Source organism: Chryseobacterium sp. 2VB (assembly GCF_005503635.1).
Taxonomy (GTDB): domain Bacteria; phylum Bacteroidota; class Bacteroidia; order Flavobacteriales; family Weeksellaceae; genus Chryseobacterium; species Chryseobacterium cupriresistens.
In genome coordinates this window covers 434,883-456,063 of sequence record NZ_SCNC01000002.1, presented here as the reverse complement: position 1 = coordinate 456,063, position 21,181 = coordinate 434,883, and the positions used below count along the sequence as shown (strand labels likewise).

At 39.1% G+C, this 21,181-nt stretch carries 22 protein-coding genes, 1 pseudogene and 1 riboswitch; of the genes and pseudogenes, 17 read left to right on the top strand and 6 right to left on the bottom strand.

Features of this window, described 5'->3' with window-relative positions:
* The 3 genes and pseudogenes from FFS26_RS04095 to metE form a co-directional block, all read right to left on the bottom strand.
* Positions 1 to 152: pseudogene (locus FFS26_RS04095) on the bottom strand (IS3 family transposase); the annotation flags it as partial.
* Between the two features lie 28 nt (positions 153 to 180).
* Positions 181 to 726: a hypothetical protein gene (locus FFS26_RS04090; RefSeq protein WP_137904364.1), complete on the bottom strand. Its 546-nt coding sequence runs from the start codon at positions 724 to 726 to the stop codon at positions 181 to 183.
* Positions 727 to 936: 210 nt separating this feature from the next.
* Positions 937 to 3,240 (bottom strand): 5-methyltetrahydropteroyltriglutamate--homocysteine S-methyltransferase, encoded by a 2,304-nt coding sequence (gene metE, locus FFS26_RS04085; RefSeq protein ID WP_137904363.1) that lies wholly within the window; start codon positions 3,238 to 3,240, stop codon positions 937 to 939.
* Positions 3,241 to 3,411: 171 nt separating this feature from the next.
* A riboswitch (cobalamin riboswitch) is annotated at positions 3,412 to 3,599 on the bottom strand.
* A gap of 195 nt (positions 3,600 to 3,794) precedes the next feature.
* Here metE and FFS26_RS04080 point away from each other — a divergent pair.
* Positions 3,795 to 4,256, top strand: a complete 462-nt coding sequence (locus FFS26_RS04080; protein ID WP_047422640.1) for an Lrp/AsnC family transcriptional regulator — start codon at positions 3,795 to 3,797, stop codon at positions 4,254 to 4,256.
* 83 nt (positions 4,257 to 4,339) lie between these two features.
* Here the strand turns inward: FFS26_RS04080 and FFS26_RS04075 are convergent, their stop codons facing one another.
* The 3 genes from FFS26_RS04075 to FFS26_RS04065 all read right to left on the bottom strand — a co-directional run bounded on the left by FFS26_RS04075 (position 4,340) and on the right by FFS26_RS04065 (position 6,264).
* Positions 4,340 to 4,882 (bottom strand): hypothetical protein, encoded by a 543-nt coding sequence (locus FFS26_RS04075; RefSeq protein ID WP_137904362.1) that lies wholly within the window; start codon positions 4,880 to 4,882, stop codon positions 4,340 to 4,342.
* A gap of 100 nt (positions 4,883 to 4,982) precedes the next feature.
* The gene (locus FFS26_RS04070) at positions 4,983 to 5,351 is read right to left on the bottom strand and encodes a VOC family protein (RefSeq protein WP_137904361.1); all 369 of its coding nucleotides are present in this window, start codon (positions 5,349 to 5,351) and stop codon (positions 4,983 to 4,985) included.
* A gap of 52 nt (positions 5,352 to 5,403) precedes the next feature.
* Entirely contained in the window at positions 5,404 to 6,264 is an 861-nt protein-coding gene (locus FFS26_RS04065) for an alpha/beta fold hydrolase (protein WP_137904360.1), read from the bottom strand.
* A gap of 271 nt (positions 6,265 to 6,535) precedes the next feature.
* Here FFS26_RS04065 and FFS26_RS22410 point away from each other — a divergent pair, with 271 nt between their 5' ends.
* From FFS26_RS22410 to FFS26_RS03995, 16 genes are all read left to right on the top strand, one after another.
* The gene (locus FFS26_RS22410) at positions 6,536 to 6,679 is read left to right on the top strand and encodes a bacteriocin-like protein (RefSeq protein ID WP_171006235.1); all 144 of its coding nucleotides are present in this window, start codon (positions 6,536 to 6,538) and stop codon (positions 6,677 to 6,679) included.
* 26 nt (positions 6,680 to 6,705) lie between these two features.
* Positions 6,706 to 6,852, top strand: coding sequence for a bacteriocin-like protein (locus tag FFS26_RS22405; protein ID WP_171006234.1), 147 nt, complete (start codon positions 6,706 to 6,708; stop codon positions 6,850 to 6,852).
* 367 nt (positions 6,853 to 7,219) lie between these two features.
* The gene (locus FFS26_RS04060; protein WP_137904359.1) at positions 7,220 to 8,227 is read left to right on the top strand and encodes a LacI family DNA-binding transcriptional regulator; all 1,008 of its coding nucleotides are present in this window, start codon (positions 7,220 to 7,222) and stop codon (positions 8,225 to 8,227) included.
* A 54-nt stretch (positions 8,228 to 8,281) separates the two neighbouring features.
* The gene (locus FFS26_RS04055) at positions 8,282 to 9,196 is read left to right on the top strand and encodes a carbohydrate kinase family protein (RefSeq protein ID WP_137904358.1); all 915 of its coding nucleotides are present in this window, start codon (positions 8,282 to 8,284) and stop codon (positions 9,194 to 9,196) included.
* Positions 9,147 to 10,451 (top strand): sugar MFS transporter, encoded by a 1,305-nt coding sequence (locus FFS26_RS04050; protein ID WP_228449386.1) that lies wholly within the window; start codon positions 9,147 to 9,149, stop codon positions 10,449 to 10,451. The genes FFS26_RS04055 and FFS26_RS04050 overlap by 50 nt, the downstream gene beginning before the upstream one ends.
* Before the next feature lie 5 nt (positions 10,452 to 10,456).
* Positions 10,457 to 11,866 carry a carbohydrate porin gene (locus tag FFS26_RS04045; RefSeq protein WP_137904356.1) on the top strand — a complete coding sequence of 470 codons (1,410 nt, stop codon included), beginning with the start codon at positions 10,457 to 10,459 and terminating at the stop codon, positions 11,864 to 11,866.
* A 15-nt stretch (positions 11,867 to 11,881) separates the two neighbouring features.
* A complete protein-coding gene (locus FFS26_RS04040) occupies positions 11,882 to 12,727 on the top strand; it encodes a sugar phosphate isomerase/epimerase family protein (protein WP_228449385.1) in 846 nt (281 codons plus the stop codon).
* A gap of 164 nt (positions 12,728 to 12,891) precedes the next feature.
* Complete coding sequence (locus FFS26_RS04035; RefSeq protein WP_137904355.1) at positions 12,892 to 13,365, top strand: Dps family protein; 474 nt, start codon at positions 12,892 to 12,894, stop codon at positions 13,363 to 13,365.
* Between the two features lie 54 nt (positions 13,366 to 13,419).
* Positions 13,420 to 14,115, top strand: coding sequence for a LytR/AlgR family response regulator transcription factor (locus FFS26_RS04030; protein ID WP_002978774.1), 696 nt, complete (start codon positions 13,420 to 13,422; stop codon positions 14,113 to 14,115).
* 110 nt (positions 14,116 to 14,225) lie between these two features.
* Positions 14,226 to 16,433 (top strand): hybrid sensor histidine kinase/response regulator, encoded by a 2,208-nt coding sequence (locus tag FFS26_RS04025; protein WP_137904354.1) that lies wholly within the window; start codon positions 14,226 to 14,228, stop codon positions 16,431 to 16,433.
* Between the two features lie 12 nt (positions 16,434 to 16,445).
* Entirely contained in the window at positions 16,446 to 17,504 is a 1,059-nt protein-coding gene (locus FFS26_RS04020; protein WP_110011609.1) for an NADH:flavin oxidoreductase/NADH oxidase, read from the top strand.
* Positions 17,505 to 17,526: 22 nt separating this feature from the next.
* On the top strand, positions 17,527 to 18,078 hold the full coding sequence (locus tag FFS26_RS04015) for an antibiotic biosynthesis monooxygenase (RefSeq protein WP_228406588.1): 552 nt from the start codon (positions 17,527 to 17,529) through the stop codon (positions 18,076 to 18,078).
* Positions 18,079 to 18,279: 201 nt separating this feature from the next.
* Entirely contained in the window at positions 18,280 to 18,837 is a 558-nt protein-coding gene (locus FFS26_RS04010) for a hypothetical protein (protein ID WP_137904353.1), read from the top strand.
* A 133-nt stretch (positions 18,838 to 18,970) separates the two neighbouring features.
* Entirely contained in the window at positions 18,971 to 20,017 is a 1,047-nt protein-coding gene (locus FFS26_RS04005) for a cupin domain-containing protein (protein ID WP_137904352.1), read from the top strand.
* Between the two features lie 5 nt (positions 20,018 to 20,022).
* Complete coding sequence (locus FFS26_RS04000; protein ID WP_171006233.1) at positions 20,023 to 20,715, top strand: YoaK family protein; 693 nt, start codon at positions 20,023 to 20,025, stop codon at positions 20,713 to 20,715.
* Between the two features lie 4 nt (positions 20,716 to 20,719).
* Entirely contained in the window at positions 20,720 to 21,181 is a 462-nt protein-coding gene (locus FFS26_RS03995; protein WP_110011604.1) for a redoxin domain-containing protein, read from the top strand.

Here is a 21,181-nt window from a genome sequence, read left to right as displayed (position 1 = left end):
AACCAACTAGAAATGCATGAATTACCCCGAATATTGTATCGAGTTTGCAATTGGGATTTTGTATATAATCCCCGTTCATATTCAGAGACAACTTGTCGTTTGAATGCCTCACTGTATTCTTGGACAGGGGACGATGTTTTTTTTAGATTCATAAGGATGACTAATTTTATGGTTTTTTAGTCAACCTTTTTCAGGACGAGACACTTTCAGAAAATGCCCGATAAGATCATATCGGTTTTTAAGTGGAATCACATCCAGATTGACCAGCTTCTTTTGAGGATTTCTGTTTTGATCTTTTTCATGAACATACAGATTCTTTCTGAAATCGCTGTACTTTCCAGAAGCTCGGGATTCTGAAAATATATCTTTTGTATAAGGATTATCACTCTTTACCAAATCATAGTATTTGATTGCTGACAGTACTTCATCATTCCTGTTGAGAAACAGAATTCCCTGATGATTGATGAGCAGACCACTGATTTTTTCATCCTGATTCCTCATCATTTCATACACCAGCCAACCCGCCAGTGAACCTGCGATAAGAAACAGTAATAAAAAGACCATATCAGAAGCGGTGTCTGTAGAAGGATCGGATAAAGCATCAATAAAAAACCTCAGTAAAACAACAGCAATAGCAGCAAAAAGAATGACAATACTCCATCTCACTCCGGCAATATATTGAGGATTATAGGTTTTCGATCTCATTTCAGGAAATGCTTCTTTCATGGTTTTAATGTATAGTATATTAGTTTGCTCAGCTTTTAACATCTATCTAAAATGATCGAATGTCAAAATTTGCCGAGCTGCAAAAATAGAATATAAAAATGAATAGAATATTATAGGATATCCATTATTTTAACCTTTAAAAATAACAGATCGTGCCATGAAAATCATAACACGATCTGAATTATTAAATCTAATTATTGTAAAAATTTTCTAAAGTGCATATTCTACTGAAGCTTCTTTGGCAGCAGCCACCATTGCGATTAAAGCTTTTTCGGTTTCTTCCCAGTGTCTTGTCTTCAGTCCGCAATCCGGATTTACCCAGAGCTGATTGGCAGGAATTACATTCTGAGCCTTTATCAGCAGCTCAGTCATTTCTTCTTTCGATGGTACTCTTGGTGAGTGAATATCATATACTCCGGGACCAATTTCATTCGGATATTTGAAATCGGCGAAAGCATTCAGCAGCTCCATCTGAGACCGTGAGCATTCTATGGTAATGACGTCTGCATCCATATCGGCAATGTTTTCAATAATATCATTGAACTCAGAATAACACATGTGAGTGTGAATTTGGGTAGCATCTTCCACTCCGCTTGCTGAAATTCTGAAAGCTTCCACAGCCCATTTCAGATAATTCTGCCAGTCTGTTTTTCTTAATGGTAGTCCTTCTCTGATCGCAGGTTCATCAATCTGAATAATTCTGATTCCTGCTTTTTCCAGATCCACCACTTCATCACGAATTGCCAAGGCAATCTGCTTACAAGTTTCTGAACGAGACTGATCATCACGTACAAAAGACCACTGTAAAATGGTAACCGGACCTGTCAACATTCCTTTTACCCATTTTTTAGTCTGAGATTGGGCATATTGAGACCAGTACACCGTCATCGGAGTTGGGCGGGAAACATCACCGAAGATGACAGGAGGTTTCACACAACGGCTTCCGTAGCTTTGTACCCAACCGTTTTTAGTGAATACAAATCCTTCCAACTGTTCCCCGAAATATTCCACCATGTCGTTTCGCTCAAATTCTCCATGAACCAATACATCAATTCCGATGTCTTCCTGCCAGCGGATTGTTCTCTGCGTTTCCTGTTTCAATAAAGTATCATATTGTTCTGCAGTAAGCTCTCCTTTTTTAAATTTTGCTCTCCAGCTTCTTACTTCTGTGGTTTGCGGGAATGATCCGATTGTAGTGGTTGGAAATAAAGGTAGCTGCAATACTTCCTGCTGTTCTTCTTTACGGATTTTGAAAGTATTTATTCTCTGAGCATCTTTTTCAGTAACTGAATTTACTCTCTGTTTTACCTGATCATTATGGATAAGAGAAGAAGTTCTTCTGCTTTCAATTGCTTTTTTATTTTCTTCAAATGCTTCAAGAACCTGTTCATTTTCCGTTCCGGATGCCAGTTGTTTAAGCGTTACGACTTCCTTTACTTTTTGTTTTGCAAAAGCCAGCCATTTTTTAATTTCAGGATTAAGACTGGTTTCAAAATCAAGGTCACAAGGTGAATGAAGCAATGAGCATGATGGTGCAATGAAAATCCTTTCAGATCCTAATTTTTCAACCGCTTTTCTGATGAAAGACAAGGATTTTTCATAATCATTTTTCCAGATATTTCTACCGTCAACCAATCCTAATGAAAGGTTTAAACTGTCCGGAATAACATTCAGAATATCATCCAGCTGCTCAGGATTTCTAACCAGATCAACATGCAATGTATTGACAGGAAGTGAAACGGCAAGTGAAGTATTGTCTTTTAATCCGTCAAAATAGGAAGCCACAATAAATTTCAGTTTCGGGAAACGTTTTCTGATTTCGGCATACACATAACGATAAGTTTCTTTGGCTTTCTCTGTTAAATCCAATGCCATAAAAGGTTCATCAAACTGAATCCATTCCGCACCCTGATCCTGAAGTTTGGTTAAAATCTCGGTATAGACTGGAAGAAGATTTACTGCCAAATCCAGCTTATCAAATCCCTCTTCTTTTTCTTTTCCTAATAACAGATAAGAAACCAGTCCGATAATCACCGGTTTTGCATTGATTCCCGCTTGTTTTGCTCCTGCAAATTCATTGAAAATTTTGTCTGAGCTCAGCTTAAACTGTTGATTTTTATAAAATTCCGGAACGATGTAGTGATAGTTGGTATCGAACCACTTGGTCATTTCCATGGCAGTGATATCCAATCCGTCTTTCTGATATCCTCTTGCCATAGCAAAGTAAAGATCCAGCTCAGTATTGTTTTTTTTAAGCACCACTTCATGGTACCTTGTTGGAATGGCACCTACGACAAGACTCATATCCAATACCTGATCATAATATGAAAAATCATTACATGGGATAAGATCTATTCCTGCTTCTTTCTGGATATTCCAGTTTTGACTGCAGAGAGTTCTTCCGGTGTTCAGAAGTTCTTCCAAAAGGATTTTACCTGACCAGTACTGCTCGCAGGCTTTTTTGAGTTCTCTTTTGCTACCAATACGCGGATAGCCAAGAATGTGAGTTTGCATTTTTTTAAACTTTTTAATTAAACTTATTGGGAAGTCCTTTACAATGCTTCGTTATGTTTTGCGGAAAAAGTTTCAGGAAATAGTGACATAGCAGACAATGTATTTCCCTTCAGAAGAAAATACAAAATCTGATACACCATCTGTATGACCCAAAGCTTCAGCCCGCGAAAGCATTGTCAATTCAGTAAAGGCAGGTCTCCTGACTTGTAACAGTTTCCGTCATCCTTCCCGCTTTTGGCAGTGGATCTGCAAGGACAGAAACTTTTGGTGTGTTTACTTACAGTTGCGCGACAGCTCGTGATTTTCACACGATTCCCTATTAATCTACCTTAAGTAAAACCTTTCCTGTTTGATGAAGTATCTGTAAAGAACTGTATTTTTACCTTTAACAAAGGTTATCAGTAAAAGTTTTTAATTTTGTGTAAAATTATTAATACAGAATAAAACCACAACTAGAAACAAATAATTAAGCAAATTAAACTTCAGGAATTAAAAATAAAAGCATATAATTCTTTATATTTGACTGTTTTAATCATTTAAAAGAATAATATTCTGTGGAACAACTCGATGATAAGGATGTACAGCTGCTCAGGCTCCTCCAGAAAAACGCCAAACTCACCGTTAAAGAGCTCGCTAAAGAAGTGAACCTTTCTACTTCACCGGTTTTTGAAAGGGTAAAAAGGCTTGAGCAGGAAGGTTTTGTTAAAAGATATGCAGCAGTTCTTGATGCTGAAAAACTGAACCGCGGATTTACGGTTTTCTGCCAGATCAAACTTAAAATTCACGACCGGTCTGTGGGGTATGATTTTGTAAAAGAAATTTTAGAAATTGAAGAAGTTGCGGAATGTTACAATATTTCCGGAGATTTTGATTTCCTTCTGAAAGTCCAGGTGCGGGATATGAAGCATTATCAGGATTTTGTATTTAACAAGCTGGGATCCGTAGATTCTATCGGCAGCACACACAGTACTTTTGTGATGGCTGAGGTAAAAAACAACCATGGACTGACGATATAGATTTCTTTTAAAGTTAACGCCGTCTGAGGATAAAAAAATCCGTCAATAATGACGGATACTATTATTATTTTGTTTTTTAGTACTTAATTGGCAGCCGGATCCCTAAGTTCTGTTGTTAAACCTATTGATTTTAACAGGTTCTTACTGTCGAAAAGCAATGTTGTATAATGTTTCCCTTTTTTAAAAACCAGTTTTGACCCTCCAGGAAATTCACTGTCTGCTCCTGATTTTTGTATTTTGGCATTGTACTTACCGAACTTCGTTTTACTGTCCTGTAATGTACTTTTATTCAGAACAAGACCAAAAGGAAGTCCTTCCACAATGACAGGTTTATTGTCTGAAGTCACAAAAAACATCTCATTGATACTATTGTCTTTTCCCAGGCTGCAATAAAGCTCCAGTCCTGTTTTCATAGGCCATTTTGCATATTTTTCTTCGTTGGCATCTTCATAAAAAACAGTTTTTACGTTCAACGCTTTTGAAATTTTATCCGGAGTCTGTGGGAATATGAATTCTAAGTTTTTGTTCAGTAAAGAGCCCAATGCGGCTGTTTTCTGTGAAAATGCAGTTGCACTTAATACCAGAAAAAAGATGGTGACAATGAAATGGAATGGTCTCGTCTGCATAAAAATATTTTAAATTGTAATGATTTGATGGCTAAAGATATTAAAATTTTGGGCAAAGCCCTATTTTAAACAATTTTTTACATCGTATTTCTGTTTTTGGCTATTTTCTTTCCTGTAAATTGAACACGGTACCGGCAGGATCGGTAATCCAGTGCATATTTTCAGGAAGCTCTTCTATTTCGTCACAGGTTTCCACACCGTTTGACAGCAGATATTGTGTAGCAGCTTCTACATCGGGAACGGTAAGCTGCAGCCATGTTTCAGAATGGGTATAGTTATCAACACAATCCAGCCATATGATATTATTCCCGAATTTCACCTCGTGGGTTCTGGAAACAGTGGGATTTTTTATCGGCTTTTCCTCAACCTTCAATTTTAAAATATCCCTGTAAAAAGCAACCGTTTTTTCGTATGTATTTTTGGGAATTTTGATAGCGATATTAATTCCTGCCTCAAATTTTGTATTCATAGTATAGATTTTGAACTTTATAAACAGATTTCAATTCTTTGATGGCATTCCATTATTTCAAAAAGCCATTCAGATAATTCAGTATCATTGCCCTCTGCGTCATCAGGCTTACATGGGTTTGTCCTGGAGCGATAGCCAGCTGGGATTTTGGCAATTCGCCCATATCTGCAAAAACATCACCTCCCAATAATTTATAGGTTTTTGAAAGTTCTGTTTTATCCAATCCGTCATTATCACCAGCTATGATTAAGACAGGCACCGGAATTTTAGAGATATTATCATCACCCAGGTCAAAAGGCTGCCCGGCAGATGCCATCATCTGCTCCAGAAATGGTTTCCATTTTGTTTTATCAGGTGCTACAGCATTATAGGCAGTATGCATAGGGCTGTTTGTAAAGAGTTCAGGTTTCATTCCTTCAAGAGCTTTATTTACTTCGGGCAGCCACCCGTTAGTTTTATAGGTTGATGAAATGATAACCAGTTTGTTCAGTCTTTCCGGACTTTGAATTGCCAGCATATAGGCCACTTCACCTCCAAAGCTGTACCCTGCCACATCTGCTTTATCAATTTTCAGATAGTCCATTACCTTTGTAACATCACTGGCTAAAGTAGCATGCGATAATTTCCTTTCTGAAAAAGGAGTGTGACCATGTCCCTGTAATTCAAGAGCTATTACTTTTCTGTTTTTGGACAGTTCCGGGATCAATTCACCCCAGTTCAAATCAATCGTCATGAAGGCGCCATGTAACAATACAAGAGGCTTTCCTTTGCCATAGACTTCGTAGTAAACTTTGATGCCATTAACAGGTGCATAACCACTTTCAGAAGGTTTTATTTTTTGTCCATATACCGGAGAGGAGGCAAGGATAATAATAAAGAACAATACTGCAGAGAATTTGAATAGACTTTTCATAATATTATCAGATTTGGTGGATTAATTTTAAGTCAAAGGTACCAACCCGATCGGAAAACGGACTTGTCACAGGGCAAGATTTTAAAGAAATGAGAGGAATAGTTTAAGGATTGGTTTAAACTTATTCCAAAAAAAACATTTTACTTCATTACATAAAATAAACTTTAATCATTCAACAATTAAGCAACTAAAAAATAAAAATTTTACAATAATTCTATCATGGTTGATAAAATTTTATTAATTTCGAATTGAACTAAACGTACAATTTATTATGAAAAATTTAAAGAAAATCGAAAGAAAAGAATTGAAAACAATTAAGGGAGGAATTGACTGCAGAGGTGGTCAACTTTGTTTAATCGGTGGTAAGTGGCAATGTATGCCTTACGACGGATGCGGTGGCGGAAACCAGCCTTAATTTCAGTGTAATTCAATTACTTGACTATGAAAAATGTAAAAAAAATTTCAAGAGACCAGTTGAGGAATATTAATGGCGGAGCGACAAGCTGCTCTGAAGCCTGCTGCCCACCTCCGGGAATCAAAAGATGTCCATGGGTGATCTGTGTAGCGCCATGTGATATTTTAAGTTAAAAGACTGTATTCTCAAAATAAGCCCTGCAATTCATATGAGTTGCAGGGTTTTTACTTATGGTATAAAGTAAAAACTCCGATTATTATGTTTCTTTATTATTAGATAGAAAACTTAGTTTCCAGCTATTTTAAATCTAAAAAATAAATTTATTGGATAAACGTTTAACCCAAATTTAATCTCTACATTCAATAAGTTAACAATTTATTCATATTAAAAAAGACAATAATAACCTAAAGCACTGATAATGAAAACGTTGATTATTTTTTAAAAAATTGCGAAATTACATATTTTTCGGAAACCACCAAAAAAAACAGCTATTGTTTTTTTACTATTTTCTGAAATATTTTTGTGAATTAAAAAAATAAAATGAAAAGGTCTTCCATAAAAGATATTGCTAAACTGGCAGGAGTTTCCGTAGCCACCGTATCTTATGTTCTTAACAGAAAGGAAGGACAGCGTATCAGTGAGGAGACCCGGAAAAAAATTTTTGAAATTGCTGAAACGATTAACTATACTCCCAATAAGATTGCAAAAAGTTTGAAAACCAATAAAACAAAGCTTCTTGGATTAATCGTGGCGGATATCTCCAATGACTTCTATTCCCATATGGCAAGAAATCTTGAAGATAAAGCTTTAAAGCTGGGTTATACCCTGATCATCGGCAGTTCTGATGAAAATGCAGAAAAGTTTAAAAAACTTACCGAACTCTTTTCACAGCAGCAGGTTGACGGAATGATCGTTGCTCCCGTAGCAGGATCAGAAAAGACACTAGAAAACCTTATTCATATTAAATATCCTGTTGTAACGATTGACAGATATCTTAAAGGGGTTTCTGTTCCCGGAATTACCATTGATAACCAGGAGATTGCAGAAAGTACAGCCAGCCTGCTTCTTAATAAGAACTTTGACAAAATGATCTACGTTGGCTATGAAACTGATCTTCCACACCTTCTGGACCGCCAGCATGGCTTTGAAAAAGCGGCAAGCTATTCCAGCAAAACAGTTGAAATTCAATATCTTATGGTAGGATTGGAAAATATAGTGCAGGAGGTACATTCTAAGCTTGAAAGTACGTTGGGGAAAACTCCAGAAAATACTGCGTTATATTTTTCCAGTAATAAACTTGCGGTAGCAGGGCTTTCCTATCTCGTTAAAAACAATATAAAAGTTCCGGAACAGGTCTCAGTATTGGCATTTGATGAAACGGATGCCTATGACCTCTTCCCTACGGAGATTACTTACATCCAGCAGCCGATTGAAGAAATGGCTGAAGAGGCTATCAAGCTTCTGGACGGGCAAATCACTGATTATACAGCAACCGGAAAAAGAATAACATTATCCGCCAAACTGATTGCCAAAGCATCTTTAAAATAATCAAATCTATATCAATCATTTTTTTTAAATAACAACTTAAACGTTTAAGCAATTATGATAAAAAATAAATTAAATCACGTGGTATGTTTCGGAGAAGTTCTGTGGGACATCTTCCCTTCCGGATCCAGAGCTGGCGGTGCGCCATTTAATGTTGCCTACAACCTTTTTAAAATGGGAATTGACACCAAAATGCTAAGCCGTATAGGAAATGATGAATTAGGGCACCGTCTTCTAAACCAAATTCAGGATTGGGGAATAACAACAGATTTCATCCAGGTAGACCAGGAAAAGGCTACAGGAACTGTAATTGCTGATTTTGATGAGCATGGAGAAGCTGTATATGACATTGTAAAGGAGGTTGCCTGGGACTATATCCAACCTCTGCCGGAACATAAAGAACTGATTCAAAATTCGGAAGCATTTGTTTTTGGAAGTCTGATCACAAGAAGTGAAGCTTCCCAAAATACACTATTGCAACTTTTGGAATATTCAAAGTTCAGGGTTTTTGATGTTAATTTCCGCCCTCCTTTCATCGATTTTGAATTCATTAAAAAATTATTGTACAAATCTGACCTTGTTAAAATGAATAAGGCAGAGCTCAGAACAATTCTTGAATATCTCGGTGAAGGCTATATTGATGAAGATACCAGTATTAAACATCTTCAGGCTTATTTCAAACTGAATGAAATTGTCCTTACCAAAGGAAGTAAAGGCGCCAGATATTTTGTGGGGGATACTGCCTATAATTTTCCGGCAGTTCATATTGAAATTGCAGATACTGTGGGCAGTGGGGATTCTTTTCTGGCCGGGTTTCTGTCTAAAAGAATTCAGGGAAAATCGCCGGAAGAGATCATGAAACAGGCAACTTCACTGGGAGCCTTTATCACTTCGAAATCAGGAGCATGTCCGGATTATACCTATGAAGAATTCAAGGCATTCAGAGAAAAAAACAGCTGTAAAACCTCTTAAAAACAACGATATGAATACTCCAAAATTTACAGATAAGAAATACTATATCATCCTGTCCTTTGTTACCTCTTTATTCTTTTTCTGGGCTATTGCCCTTACCATGGGTGATGTTCTGAATAAGCATTTCCAGAACGTTCTTCACATTTCGAAGTCCAAATCAGGGCTGGTACAGCTTTCCATTTTTGGGGCATATGCATTGATGGGCATTCCGGCAGGTCTGTTTATGAAAAGATTTGGTTATAAATTAGGAGTCATCCTGGGTCTTTCATTGTTTGCACTGGGAGCCTTTCTGTTTATTCCGGCCGCCGACACTTCCTCATTTAACTTTTTCAGACTAGCTCTTTTTGTTCTTGCGATGGGAATGGCAACCCTTGAAACGGTAGCCCATCCTTTTGTAGCCGCTTTGGGGGATGAAAGGACGAGTGATCAGAGGGTTAATTTTGCCCAGTCTTTTAATGGATTGGGAGCTATTATCGGCCCTCTTTTAGGCGGATATTTTATTTTCGGAACTCCTGATTCCGGATCTGGATCACTGGATTCAGTAAAAAATCTTTATACCTGGATTGGGATTGTCATTCTTGCGATTACTATTATTTTCAGCTTTATCAGAGTTCCTGATCTGAAAGACCCTCATGCGGAAGACATCATCATTTCAGACAATGAAAAAGGAGAAGACCAGTCTGTATCAGATCCTCATGCACCGCTCTACAAGCAGAGACATTTTATATTTGCAGTTATTGCCCAGTTTTTTAATATTGCCGCACAGGGCGGAACCTGGGCTTATTTTATCAATTACGGGGTAGAAAAAATGCACCTTCCGGAAATACAGGCTTCCTATTACTTTTCTTTAAGTATGGCCATGATGATGATCGGAAGATTTATCGGAACTTTCCTGATGAGATTCATTGCTCCCAACAAACTGCTGGCTATTTTTACCACATGTAATATCGTTCTGTGCCTGATTATTTCCCAAAGTTTCGGATGGGTATCATTTGTCAGCCTTATTTTGCTCAATCTGTTCCTGAGTGTGATGTATCCTACCATATTCAGTCTTGGGCTTAAAAGATTAGGATCTAAAGTTCAGCAGGCTTCCTCATTCCTGGTTATGGCCATGTTTGGAGGAGCTGTTTTTCCACCGATCATGGGAAGAATTGCTGAAAAAGATATTGCACATGCTTATCTGCTTCCTATTCTATGCTATGTTGTTATTTTATTATTTGCATTAAAGTACTACAAGCCTAAAACACTTAAATAATCCCTATGAAAACAAAGCTTTTATTAGTCTGGTGCATTTTATTTGTATGCGCCGGCAGGGGAATCAATGCCCAGATCACAATAGCCAATAAAAAATTTTCCTTCGGAACAACGGGAAGAATCGGAGCCGGTTATTCTCCGAATGCCGATGGAAAAACAGGAAGGCAGCTGAATCTGAACAATCAGGGATCTTTAGGTGGCAGAATGGATCAGGGAGATTACGTAGATTTCTTACCAGCCTTCCATTTTAGCCCGGTGATAAACGGTGACAGTACAAAAAGTACAAAGATCGATATGCAGGCCAGACTGAGCTTTTATTCAGGAGGGACTTTTCTGGGAAATGTAGACTCAAAATCTAATCAGGGGATGATTGTTGCCTTACCAGAAGCATTTGTAGAAGCAAGAAATATTATGGGAAGTGACTGGGATGTCTGGGCGGGATCAAGATGGCTGAGATATGATGACATTCACATTGCAGATTATTTTTATTTTGATGACCATTCGGCTACCGGCTGGGGTCTGAGACATAAAAACACCAGGTTTTCAATGTTTTTCCCGGCAGCTATTGATACTGCAGCCAGCAACTCCACTCCATATTCTTACACCAATGTGATCAGCGGATCAAAAAACCTGATCTACAGGCAGAGAGAAGTTTTTGTCCTGGAGCAGACCCTTCCATTTAAAAATACAAAGCAAAAGCTGAAATTACTGGCAGAATTTCATCATGTAGAAAAATCAGGGGAAAATTCTGTAGAGCAATATCCATCGGATCAGGGCTGGGTTTTTGGAGCTAAATTAAATACAGATATTCCAACAACAATTCGGGGTTCATTCAATCAGCTTTCTGTAAGATACGGGACAGGAATTGCCAATGGAGGAGATAATGGTAATACACAGACCTGGCGAACCTACGGAGCTCCTGATGAAGTCACAAAAACGTATAAAGGAGCTTACTCTTTTACGGTTGTTGAACATTTCCTGTGGAATATATCAAACCGGTGGTCGCTTAATCCCTATGCCGTTTTCACCAAAAGTAAGGGAGGATCAACCAGTACTGATAAAGCGATGGACTATTATAACCGTGAAATTTTCAACAAAAAAACAGAATTTAATACGGGAATCAGAGCCACTTATTATTACAACAACTGGTTTCATATTCTCTCTGAATTTCACTATGCAACACGAAAAAACGGAATCCAGGATGCAGCATCAATGATGAAGCTGGTTTTGGCTCCTACCATCGTACCTACCGCTGAAAGAAGCGTCTGGGCAAGACCCCACATCCGTTTTATTGCAGAAGTATCAAGGTATAATGATGAGGCTATGAACAGTCTTTACTCACCGTTTTTACAGCAGTCAGGAGCCAAAAGATACGGGACTTATTTCGGAATACGAACAGAATGGTGGATTTTTTAAATTAAATAAAAAAATATGATGAATATAAAGTTAGGGGCTTCCCTACTCTCCTGGATCACACCGCTATGGAATGCGGAATCTGGAAAATATGCGATAGAAAAAACGGCTCAGGCTGGCTTTGATCTGATCGAAATTCTGCTGCCCGGATCAATGGATTTTGATGCCAAAACCGTAAAAAAGCAGCTGAAAGACAACCATCTGGAAGCAGTATGCTCACTGAACCTTCCCAAAGATGCTCACATTGCGTTTTATCCCCAAGCAGCGGAAAAGCTTATCAAAAAAGCCATCGATAAAGTATATGAACTGGAAACCCATCTTCTGGCTGGTGTCCTGCATGGCGGAATCGGTGTTTTTACAGGAAAGCCACTTACAGAAAACGAAAAAGAAATCATTGCTGATGTGTGGTGCCATGTGGCGGATTACGCCCAAACCAAAAGTATCGATATTGCCATAGAGCCTATTAACCGCTATGAATCCTATGTTTGCAATACGGCAGAAAATGTCCTGGAACTTATAAAGAAAACAGGCAAAAATAATCTTTTCCTTCACCTTGATACCTTTCATATGAATATTGAGGAAAATAATTTCTATGATCCGATTATCAATTCCGGAAAAATGCTGAAGCATATTCATGTTACAGAATCCCACCGGGGTATGCTGGGAGAAGGAACTGTCAACTGGGAAGAGTTTTTCTCAGCATTGAAAAATATCAATTTTGAAGGGAATCTGGTTCTTGAAAATTTCAGTTCCTCAATTCCCGGAATGCAGGAACAGGTTTCTTTGTGGCAGAAATCACCTCATGATGCCCAGGAGCTGGCTGAAGGCAGTCTTGATTTTTTAAGAAAGCATCTCTGCAGTTGATAAAATTATGTGCTATATTATTTTGAAACTTATGGAAAGTGGAAATTGTCCGCTTTTCACCGATTGATTCTGCCCGTTCATCGAAATTCCAAGCCGTTTTGTTGCGTTATTGCAGACCTTTACATCAGAAAAAAGCAATAATGCTCAACTAAAATCTTATTATTATGAAAACAAAAATCGGAATTACAGAAAAAAACACAGAAGCTGTTGCAGAACAATTAGCAAAACTATTAGCAGATGAAACACTGCTTTACATCAAAACAAGAAATGCCCACTGGAACGTAACCGGAGATAACTTTCACGCCAATCATATTTTCTTTGAAGAACAGTACAAACAACTGGATGAACTGATGGACAGCGTTGCAGAAAGAATGCGTAAAATCGGACATTATGCACCGGCGACTATGAAAATCTATCTGGAACTGACTCATTTAACGGAATACAGTGAAAGAACAAACGATGGCCTCGGATACATGAAAGATTTATTAAGTGACCATGAAAGCATCATTGAATTTCTCCGTGGAAACATCACTCCATTTGCAGAAAAGTACAAAGATTATGGTACCAGTGATTTCATTACAGGTCTGATGGAAGCTCATGAAGAAATGGCCTGGATGATCCGCTCCTATTTCAGATAACATAAAATAAAAAAGTTATAATTATCTTTGTGTGAATCATAAACAACTATACCTATGAAAGCCTTAATCGTGGATGATAATGATATTGCAAGAACAACATTAGCCCATCTCGCCAAACAGGTTCCGGATCTTTCCATTGTCAGCGAGTTTTCCAATGCCATAGAAGCTTATCATTATCTTCAGTCCAATTCAGTAGATCTGATATTTCTTGATATAGAAATGCCGGAAATGACAGGAATTGAACTCACGAAAACCCTTTCCGGTAAAGAGACCATCATCATTTTCACGACCTCAAAGAAGGAATATGCACTGGAAGCCTTTGAGCTTAATATTGCAGATTACCTTCTGAAGCCCATTATGCCGGTAAGATTTCTGCAGGCTGTAAGCAAGGCACAGACGATTCTTGAAAGCAGAAAAGAAAATGTGGAAATCACAAGGGATGAGTTTCTTTTTGTAAGGGATTCCAATATTACAAGGCGCTTAAAACTGGATGATATTTTCTACGCAGAAGCCATGGGTGATTATGTAAAGTTTTACACCAAAGAAAAGATGTTTGCCATTCACGGTAAAATGAAAACTGCCGAAGAACGTCTTCCCAAGGATCATTTTATAAGAGTTCACCGTTCCTATATTGTTTCTGTAGGCAAAATTGACACCCTTCAGGACGGCGGTATTATGATCAACGGCAAATTCATTCCCGTAGCGGATGCGTACCGTAAGGCACTCAATACCAGAATGAATGTCTTTTAGCATGACAGATATATGGCATGTTTGTCCATCTTTTGATCTCTATTTTTGAATGGGCCCGGAGTAATCCCGGCTCTTCACCGGAATTTTTATCTTAAATCAGACCGTTATTTATGAAAAATATATCTTCAGTAATGGATAACAAACGATTCAGCTATTTTATTATCCTGACATTTATTGCAGGCTCACTCCTATTGATAGCTGTTCAGCTCAATTCTGCAGGGAATACCAAGGCGCTGATTCAGAATAACAATACCTTGCTGAGCGAATTGCGTTCAAGCAATCATTTACGGGAGATTGACCGTGATATTCTGGGAGTGGAAAGCAGAATCAGGGCGTCTATTGCAACGAATGATACCACCCATCTTGAAGGCATCGACCAAAAAATCAGTCAGATTGAAAATTTCCTGGATTCTCTTTCCAAAGACAATGTAAATGCTGAGGAAGAAAAGCTGATTCACAGATTAAGCGTTCTTGCCATGGAAAAGAAAACAACCAAAGATAAACTCCTGCACCGTTATCTTTCTGTTGGAAACATGGACGATAATACCTCGATTGCCAATCCGCGTGCACGAAAAATTTCTAATGAAATCACCAGCATCACGGCTAAAATATATGAAAGCAGAAAGCTGAATATGGTTGAACTCAGCCAGAAAAGTGAGGAAATGGGGCAGAAAGCAAGATTTTATGACATTTCAATATTGGTCTTACTGATTTTGGGAGGTTCTGTCGTTGGATATCACATTCTTCGTCAGTTCAAACGCCAGAGGTTACTTATAAACGAACTTGATATTGCCGAGAAAAAAGCGTTGGTAGCAGCACAGACCAAAGAAAATTTCCTTGCCAATATGAGCCACGAAATCAGAACTCCTTTAAGCGGAATTCTCGGTTTCACCAATTTGCTGCAAAAACGCCCACTGGATGAAACTTCAGCAGAATTTGTTTCTTCAATACAACGTTCCGGGGAAAACCTGATGGCGATCATTAATGACATTCTGGATTTATCCAAAATAGAAGCCGGGATGATGCGCATTACCCCTGGAATTTTCAGCATCAACGGACTGGTTAATTCCGTAGAAACTTTTTTTACAGAACGGGCGAGAGAAAAAGGACTTACCATATCCAGTACGATTGATCCTTCCATTCCTGACACATTGGTGGGAGATGCCACAAGACTGACCCAGATTTTAGTGAACCTCATCGGAAATGCCATAAAATTTACCCATCAGGGAAATATTGCTGTTGAAATCTACAGTAAACAGCAAACAGAGAAGGAAGCTGTTCTGGGATTTAAAATTTCAGATACGGGAATTGGAATTGACAAAGAAAAGCTCACTGAAATCTTCGAAAGATTCAACCAGGGAGAAGATTCAACGACAAGAAATTACGGTGGAACAGGATTAGGTTTATCCATAGTGAAAAGCCTGATTGTACTGCAAAACGGAAACATCGAAGTAAGCAGTGAACAGGGCAAAGGAACTACATTTCATTTCTATATTCCTTACGGAATTGCTGAGGAACAGCTTACAGTCATTCCAGCTGTTGATCCCCACTATTTTAAAGATAAATCCAATACGCCCCTGAAAGTACTGGTGGTTGATGATAATGTGATCAATCAAAGCCTGATGAAACATTTGCTCTCCCAGTGGAATATTGATTTTCATATTGCATCGAATGGTCTTGAAGGAGTAAGTTATCTCAAAAGCAATGCATGCGACCTGGTTTTAATGGATATACAGATGCCGCAGATGGATGGATATGCTGCCACCCAAAAAATACGGGAAGAACTCAGACTGGATATTCCGATCATCGCAATGACCGCCCATGCGCTGGCAGGGGAAAGAGAAAGATGCCTGAGCCGTGGGATGAACGAATATATTCCTAAGCCTGTCAATGAAGAAGAGCTGTTTATGCTGATTTCTAAACTCGGTTTTAAAGAAAATAATAAAAACGAAAAGAAAACCGAAAATCCGTCATCTGACTATCAGTATATTGATCTCTCCTATATGCAGGCGGTAAGCGGTGGCGACAAAAGCTTCGAACAAATGGTCACTCAACAGTTTATTGAGAATATTCCCAATCATCTACAGAAACTGACAACGGCTTACGAAAACAAAGATTTTCAGGAGGTGAAACTGTGGGCTCATGATCTGAAATCCAGCATTGCCATCATGGGATTACATCCTCTGTTAAAGGAAAAACTTGATATTCTTGAAACAGCATCAGCAGAAAGCTCTGATCTGCAAAAAATACTAACAGAAGTACAGAAAGTTCTGACAGAAGCAGTTTCCGAAGCTGAAGCATTTTCAAAAACAATTTAAAAATAAGAAAAAATGAATTTATTTTCACCCATACACATTGGCAGTCTTACCTTAAAGAACAGGATTGTACTATCTCCTATGCAGCAATACAGCGCTAAAAACGGAGTTCCCGGCAACTGGCATCTCGTTCACCTTGGAAGCAGGGCTGTTGGCGGTGCAGGATTGATTCTTACCGAATGTACAGCTGTTTCAGAAGAAGGTCTGGCTACATTATCCGATGTAGGGATCTGGAACGATGAACAGAAAAATGCCTGGAAAAACATCGTAAATTTTGTGCATGAACAGGACTCCAAAATAGGGGTTCAACTCTGGCATGCAGGAGGAAAAGGAAGCCTGAAACATCCCAATGAAAGAATGAAACCCCTCACTCCGGAAGAAGGAGGCTGGACCGTAAAATCCTCCTCAGCTCATGAGTTCAACGGAGTTTTTGCAGAAGAACTCACCATTGATGAGATCCAGGAACTGAAGACTAAATTCGTTAAAGCAGCCCTTCGTGCCCTTGAAGCAGGCTTTGATACCATTGAACTGCATGCAGGCCATGGTTATTTATTCCATCAGTTTTATTCCGCAGTGATCAACAAAAGACAGGATGAATATGGCGGAAGTTTTGAGAACAGAATCCGTTTTCTTGTAGAAACCGTTCAGGAAATCAGGAAAGTTATTCCTGCTGAAATGCCTCTGTTCGTAAGAATTTCTGCAGTTGATTATATAGAATCGGATGAAGCCTGGACTCTGGAAGACAGTATCAGACTTTCGGAAATCCTAAAAGAAAACGGTGTAGATTTCATTACGGCATCCGGCGGCGGATTTACCAATGTAAGCAAGGATAAGGTATTTCCGGGATATCAGGTTCCTTTTGCAAAAGCGATTAAAGAACAGACCGGGATTCTGACAGGAGCTGTCGGAATGATTACAGAAGCGGAACAGGCCAATGATATCATTGCCAATGGAGATGCAGATCTGGTGATTATCGCCCGGGAACATCTTAGAGATCCTTATTTTGCCATGCATTCAGCCAGAGCATTAGGTGTTGAAACAGAAATTCCGTGGCAGTATAAAAGAGCGTATTAAATTAACCCATAAAAAATCAGTTATGGAAAATCAGGGTGCCTCCGTAGTGATTACCCATCATATTCTGGATGGAAAACAATCACAGTATGAAAAATGGCTGGACGAAATTGTGCCTGTCACCAAACATTCTGAAGGCTTTATTGATCTGCAGATTATTCGTCCTATTCCCGATCTGACTTTTGTATACACTGTCATTATCCGTTTTGATACGATTAATCATCTTAAAAGCTGGATGGAGTCGGATAACCGGAAAAAGCTTATTGAGAAAGCGAATCCACTGTTCAGGAAAAACGACCATTACCAGATCAGATCCGGGCTTGATTTTCTTTTTACTACAGAAAATGAAGGGAATAAAGTTCCGGTACGCTGGAAACAGTTTCTGGCAACCTGGTCTGCCATTTATCCGCTGTCTGTTCTTATTCCTGCTTTGATCATTCCTTTTTTACGGTTTTTACATATTCCGCCCAATCATTATTCTGATGGATTCATCAATTCCGGAATCATCGTTTTTCTGATGGTGTTTGCCGTGATGCCCAATTATACCAGGCTGATCAAAAAATGGCTGTATCAATAACCCTATTTAAAAATTATCATTTATCAATCACTGTAACACACAGTGATTTTTTTGTTTTCATAGTGTTCACCCTGTTACCATTTGAACACCACCAGCTTATTCAACGACAGTTTTCGCCTATTGACCGAACAGCATTAAAAATGAGAACGGCCGATTTGTAGCTTTACATCATCAATAACATAACAATCAAAATCAACAACTATGGAAATCTTACAAACTCCCGAAAACGCACTATCTCATTCAAGCGTAAGTGCCATCATCCATGCACCCATTAAAAAAGTGAATATCGCAGACTGGCTGCTTAATCTGCCGGACGCCGAATACCAACGCTGCTCTACCCAGCATATCGGAGCTGCTATTTCAGTTACTTTTGATGGCCAACCAGTGTCTTTAAATGTAGAAACGATTGGAGATGTACTGATGGTACAGCATTATGTTGCAGATATTCACCGTCCTGATTACTGCCGCATGCTTTCCATCTCGGATTCAATTACCCAAAACGGGCGCACAAAAGTTCAGGTCTTATGGGAACTGAAAGTGACAAAGATTGATGAAAACACCTGTCTTTATACCAATGAAATTCATGCGACAGCCACCCCCGAAATGTTTGAATATATGAAAGAACACGGGATCAACCTTGCAGATGCTGCTGCATCAAGACAGGCCGCTTCTGATGCCCACAATCATGAGGAAACACCAAACTTTGCAAAAAGCATTGAAAATAAAGCACTGACAGGGCAATACAACCAGCCTTTTTAAGAAAGTAGCAAGCCCTTCATATTCTCAACGACTCATTTTGCCTTTTCACCGAATGACATCAAGAAAAAGTAAAATTCAGAAGTAGCTTTACAATAGCAAAAACAAAGAGCATTAATCACAAAAAAATAATACCATGAATCCATCATCGTTAAGTTTCAGATACGAATTAGAAAAAAAAGAACCGCGTACCAATGACGGCGGTACAACAAGAGGTGCTTCCGTAAAAGAATTCCCTGCTTCTGTAGGTATTGCCGGAGTTTCTATGAGATTACAGCCCGGAAGCATGAGAGAACTTCACTGGCATGCCAATGCCGCAGAATGGGCGTATGTAATTTCAGGAACGGTACGTACAACGATTATCCATCCGGACGGACAGAGTTATACCGATAATTTTGAACCCGGTGACGTATGGTATTTCCCGAAAGGCTACGGACATTCCATCCAGGCTACCGGAACAGAGGAATGTCATTTCATTCTGATTTTTGACAACGGTAATTTTTCGGAAGACCATACCTTCAGCATTACAGATTTTGTGTCAAGTATGCCCCCTGAAATCGTTGCACAGAATTTAGGACTAAGCCTTGAAGAAGTAGCAGAACTTCCACAGAAAGAGGTTTACTTCGCAGCAGGAGTTGTTCCGGATGAACTGTCCATTAATGCCACAGCCCGTCCCGAGGAATCAGACATTGAACTGACAAGCCTTCACCGATATCCTCTGCATTCCCAACAGCCTAGAATCATTCCTGGCGGAGGGCTGCAGAGACTGGTTACCCGTAAAGAATTTCCAATCAGCACCACAATGGCCGGTTCTGTACTGGAGCTGCAGCCCGGAGCTTTAAGAGAAATGCACTGGCATCCTAATGCCGATGAGTGGCAGTATTTTATATCCGGACAGGCAGAAATGTCGGTATTCCTGGCGGAAGGAGTATCTGTCACAGAACAGTTCAATGCCGGTGATGTAGGCTATGTACCTATGGGAGCCGGGCATTATATCAAAAATACCGGAGATACCGTCTGTAAAGTATTGATCGGATTTAATAGCGGCACCTATGAATCCATTGATATCAGCGAATGGCTGGCAGGAAACCCGAAAGATGTGGTCATCACCAATTTCGGACTGAAGGAAGGAGAAATAGAAAAATTCCCGGAAAAGAAAGTATTCATCAAACCTAGAAAATAGCGCCTGTGCTTCCGGAAACAAAAATCCTGCTTCCTGACAAGGCCGTCAGAACACAGGAGAAACTGGCAGTATTCCTTGCTTTTATCGCAGGATATACAGATGCTACAGGACTGATACGGTGGAAAACCTACGTTTCTTTTATGAGCGGCAATACGACCCAGTTAGGTGCAGCAGTTTTCAGTGAAAAATATGGTGTTATCATCAGTTCTGTCATTGTAATCATCTTTTTTCTGGCGGGGATTTATACAGGAACGTGTCTATCATTATCAAAGAAGTTCAGAAGCACAAAGATGATCTTCTACACTGTCTCCGGCATCATGATCCTTTACAGTATGACTGATTATTATGAGCATATTGCTAATGAAATGTCTATAGCTGTTATCGGTTTCTCAATGGGTCTGATGAACACCATTGTCACTTCGGTGGGTAACCAAAAGATCAATACTGATTTTGTGACAGGAACTTTAAACAGCCTGGCAAGAACAGCAGCTCTGTTTGTCATGAGTAATCAGGCAGACGAGCGGAAGGAATACAAAGTGAATATTTTTCATTTGTTATTCTTATGGATGGGTTTTCTCTCGGGTGCTTCAGCAGCTCCTTTCCTGCTCTCTTATTCAGGAAACTGGACGTTGATGTTTCCGGCAGCCTTACTGCTCATCTGTGCATTTACAATACCAATTCCAACATTTAAAAATTAATCCTATGCTAGAAAAAAATACGGTTGCCCCTGATTTTACATTATTTGCAACCCCGGATCAGAAGATTACCTTATCCGAATTCAGAGGACGAAATGTCATTCTTGCATTTTACCCGGCAGACTGGAGCCCGGTGTGCAGTGACCAGATGGCATTATACAACGAAATGCTGAAGTATTTCAAAAAATATGATGCGGAGATTTTCGGAATTTCCGTAGACAGCAAATGGTGCCACCTGGCATTTTCACAATCCAGAAACCTGCACTTTCCACTGCTTGCAGACTTTGAAGCCAAAGGAGAAACAGCCAGGAAATATGGTGTTTACAATGACGAAGAAGGAGAATGCAACAGAGCCCTTTTTGTCATCAATAAAGACGGCCTCATCGAATGGAGCTATCTCTCTCCCACCGCAATCAATCCTGGTGCAGACGGAATTTTAGAAGCATTAGAAAACCTTAACACGAAATAA